Origin of the sequence: Steroidobacter sp., from assembly GCF_016790065.1 — a bacterium.
Lineage (GTDB): Bacteria > Pseudomonadota > Gammaproteobacteria > Steroidobacterales > Steroidobacteraceae > Steroidobacter.
The window spans coordinates 1-3525 of the sequence record NZ_JAEUPY010000787.1; the positions used below are offsets into that span (position 1 = coordinate 1).

The window sequence follows — 3525 nt, forward strand, 5'->3', positions numbered from 1 at the left end:
AGCCTTGCGCTTACAATCGGTCTGGAGTCGAAGCGGGTCGTTGTGCTCGACACCCTGCGGCGTCAGCGCAACGTAGCTGAGTGGCGAGCCTCGAAACGATCTGATGTCGCGCGCCGGAGCAGAAAGTAACCACTGTTCGAATTATCAGAAGAGCAGCAGCGGATTCACTGAATCAGCGGCGCTAGTGAGCTGACGCGACTGCTGGCGCCTGCGCATCCGATCGGGCAAGCTTCCGCCCGCCAGCGGATATAACGATACAAGGAAGCTCTCGGCATGATCTCCTGCGACATAATCAACCACCCAGGCACGGCTTTCCGTGCATCGGTTCGGCACTTGCTCCTCGGACTCGCGGTCACGCTGCTGTTTGCCGGCAACGTCGCGAATGCAACGCCGGATCAGGATCTGTTGGCGGCAATCGACGCAGGTGAACTCTCAAAAGCCGAACGGGCTCTGAAGAAAAAAGCCAACCCCGAAGCCAAAGGAACGAAAGGCGCTACGGCGCTGATGCTTGCTGCGGAGCTCGGCCGCGTGGACATCGCCAAGCTGCTACTGAACTCGGGCGCGAGCATCTCGACGACTCGCGACGGTGGCATCGCCGCCATTCATCACGCCGCCGGCGGCGGTCAGGTGGAAACGCTGAAGTTGTTGTTGGCGTCTGGCGCGAACGTTAGCACTCGCACGGATTCTGGATTGACGCCGCTGATTGCCGCCGGACGTGCTGGAAACATCGAGGTGATCAAGACGCTGTTCGATGCAGGGGCGGCGCCGGCGGAGAAAGACAACAACGGGATGACGGCCTTCATGATCGCCGCTCAGTCGAAGTGCGTGGAGTGCCTTCAACTGCTGCGCGTCCCGGGTGACGACATCAATATGCAAACGACCAAAGGCTGGTCGGTCCTGGACTACGGCGTCGCTTCGCGCTCCGTGGCGGTGATGACTTACTTGTTCGATCAGGGTGCGACCTTCGAGGCTGCAAAGACGGCGAAGGATCAGGTGCTGTTCTCGTTCATCGCCGAACACGCGGACGTCTTGCTCAAAAAGCCGACGGCAAGCATCGAGACGTTTCAGATGCTGATCGCTCGGGGCGCCAACATCGAAGCGCGGACCATCCCCAAGGGCCTAACGCCCCTGCTGCATGCGGCGCAGATGGGGGATACCGCGGCGGTGCAAGCGCTCATTGAGGCCAAAGCGGACATCAATGCTCGCGACAAGGAGCAAGCTACGGCGTTGATGCTCGCGGTGAGCCGCAATGTCCTCGAGACCGCGAAGATGTTCATGTCAATTCGCGAGGGCGCACCGATGAAACAACTGTTCACGCCGCCCGAGAAGAGCGATAAATCCCCTGCCACTGCGAACCGTCTTGCCGTCACTCGACTCCTGCTTCAAGGCGGCGCGGACGTCAACGCTGTGGATCAAGATGGTGACACGGTTCTAAACAAGGCAGCGCGTCTCGGCGATGTGGAATTGGTCAGCCTGCTGCTCACCTCCGGCGCCGAAGCCAACGTTCTTAATAAGACGGGACGTACTCCGTTGATGTCGGCCGCTTCCTTGAACTTCCCCGAGTGCGTAACCGCACTGTTAGCCGCCGGCGCCGATCGGCGGATCGCTGCCGCCGACGGGAAGACCGCCCTCGATATCGCGAAAGCCGGTAAGCACAAGGAAGTGGTGAAGTTGCTCGAAGCGGAGTGACTCCGCGTCGAAGTTCCGCCCGGGTGGGTAAGTGAGCTCGATGTGATGGAAAAAGTTTTTGGCGGTCGGCGACTGGGGTGCCGAAACTTAGGCTCGACTACCCTCCATCAATCCCTGCATGAACGCTGCTACTTGCAGTCGAAATTGCTCTGCGTCGCGCGCTCCGGATTGCCCGATGAGCGCGCGTCTCCCTTCCGGGGCTACTTCGGCCCTGAGGACGTTATTCAGTTGCTTGCGTACGCGCTGTGAAGAGTCACCATGGCGCTCCAGGAGTCTAGAGGCGTCTCTTCCCGCAACTCTTGCGCTCGCTAGGGAATAATCAAAGTCCGCATCGACTAAATCGAGATGATGCTCATATAGGCGCTGAAGATTGCCGGCGTCGAGATAGTGCGTGAGCATCATGCGCAGGTCATAGGCGTCCTTACCGGGTGCGTTCCGGTGACGTTCCGACCAGGCGATGAATTTGAGAACGATCAGCCCCGCAATCGAAGGGGTGAGTGCTTGCTGGCCACGTGGTAGTTGAAGCGCGATCGATCCAGCGAAGGCCTCGCGGTAGCCAAGGACGCTCATCGTCACGGCCCCTGACGGTGGCCAGGCGATCGATCGATTGCGATCTTCTATATCACCGAATGGCACGACATCGAGTGCTCGTCCGCTGTGGTGAAGGAGTTTGTGCTCCGCTCGTCGATCGGCGACGAACCTCCCGCTCGCAATCAGAGCTTGCCGGACCTGTGCGAACTCCGTCCAGGTCGCAATCGTCAACGCCAGATCTGTATCGGTCGTAACGCGATCAACGCGAATGCCATGTGCATGGCTCAGATGTAGATCGCGGGCGAGGGCGCCGACCACCAGCCAGCTCACGGACGGCGCGGCTCGATTGGCGTCACTGATCAGCTCGGCGAGCCAGTCAAGGTCAGCTCTTGCGCTCAAATCCAGCGATGAATCGGTCATGCAGTATCTGTGCTGCTTCGAGGCAGCGCGCATCGTTCGTCTGGATCAAGTCGGCATAGATGAGAGGAATCGGTGCCAGTTCTTTCTCTTCGTCGAAATGCCAGAATCGTTTCAGAATCTCGACTTGGCCATCGGCATCCTTACTCAGCTTTTGATCTAACAGAAAGCGCGGTTCCACTTTTGCGCCGTAGACGGTGATCGCGCCGGGCCGGAGGTGTTTCGTCAGTCTGCCGGCAGCTGCTTCGCCTCCCAGCATGTATTCATACTTCCTTGGATTGATGGCGCTCCACCATTCCAATGTAGGCGCTTGGTAGCGACCCAGCACGAGCTTTGGCCGCAACGTTTGGATGTAACCCTCCGCCCATTGTCGTAGCAAGCGATCGACATTCATGAGTCGGCGCTGCTCACCCACCTGTGCAATGAATCTAAGCTCCTGCAATTCAGGAATGATCCAGCCGACCGTTCCATGTGCCACGCCAGCCAGCCGAGCAATTTCTCGGTACGAAAGATTCGTCGCCTCGGGCTTGCAGAGTAAGGCGAACACAACCTGAAGACCGGTCGCTGCAAAAGCACGGCCTCGGTCTCGCGGCGGGGCGAGCCTCTCGGCTGGTTTCTCGCCCTTGACCCAAATCAGTATCGGGGGGGCGTTGAGGAACGCATTCCCGGCTGTGTCGATGAACTGCACGCCTCGAGCTCGCAGTTGGTCTGCCAATGGCGGCGTAACGTGGTCGCTGACCAGCAGTGCATTGTCGCCGTGGACTGCGACCTGATGAATGACTGCACCTAGAGTTGCCGGTCGTAGCCGGCGCTTGACTTCAGCGGTGTATTTCAGCGTCCTGCCCGCATGGCGCAGTTCCAAGAACGCATCCGCCGGATTCGCTTGTC

The 3525-nt window shown here is 59.4% G+C and carries 3 protein-coding genes; 1 reads left to right on the top strand and 2 read right to left on the bottom strand.

Features of this window, described 5'->3' with window-relative positions; genetic code table 11:
* Positions 1-333: 333 nt before the first annotated feature.
* Positions 334-1689 carry an ankyrin repeat domain-containing protein gene (locus tag JNL55_RS31890; RefSeq protein ID WP_293864172.1) on the top strand — a complete coding sequence of 452 codons (1356 nt, stop codon included), beginning with the start codon at positions 334-336 and terminating at the stop codon, positions 1687-1689.
* Between the two features lie 87 nt (positions 1690-1776).
* Here JNL55_RS31890 and JNL55_RS31895 read toward each other — a convergent pair whose 3' ends face one another.
* Entirely contained in the window at positions 1777-2640 is an 864-nt protein-coding gene (locus tag JNL55_RS31895; protein WP_293864175.1) for a nucleotidyl transferase AbiEii/AbiGii toxin family protein, read from the bottom strand.
* Positions 2603-3525: type IV toxin-antitoxin system AbiEi family antitoxin (locus tag JNL55_RS31900; RefSeq protein ID WP_293864178.1), on the bottom strand; the 923-nt coding region annotated here is incomplete at its 5' end. The genes JNL55_RS31900 and JNL55_RS31895, both read right to left, overlap by 38 nt.

What these genes read in the sequence shown, in the direction of transcription:
- JNL55_RS31895 (WP_293864175.1), bottom strand. Translation starts at nt 2,640, where the DNA reads ATGACCGATTCATCGCTGGATTTGAGCGCAAGAGCTGACCTTGACTGG.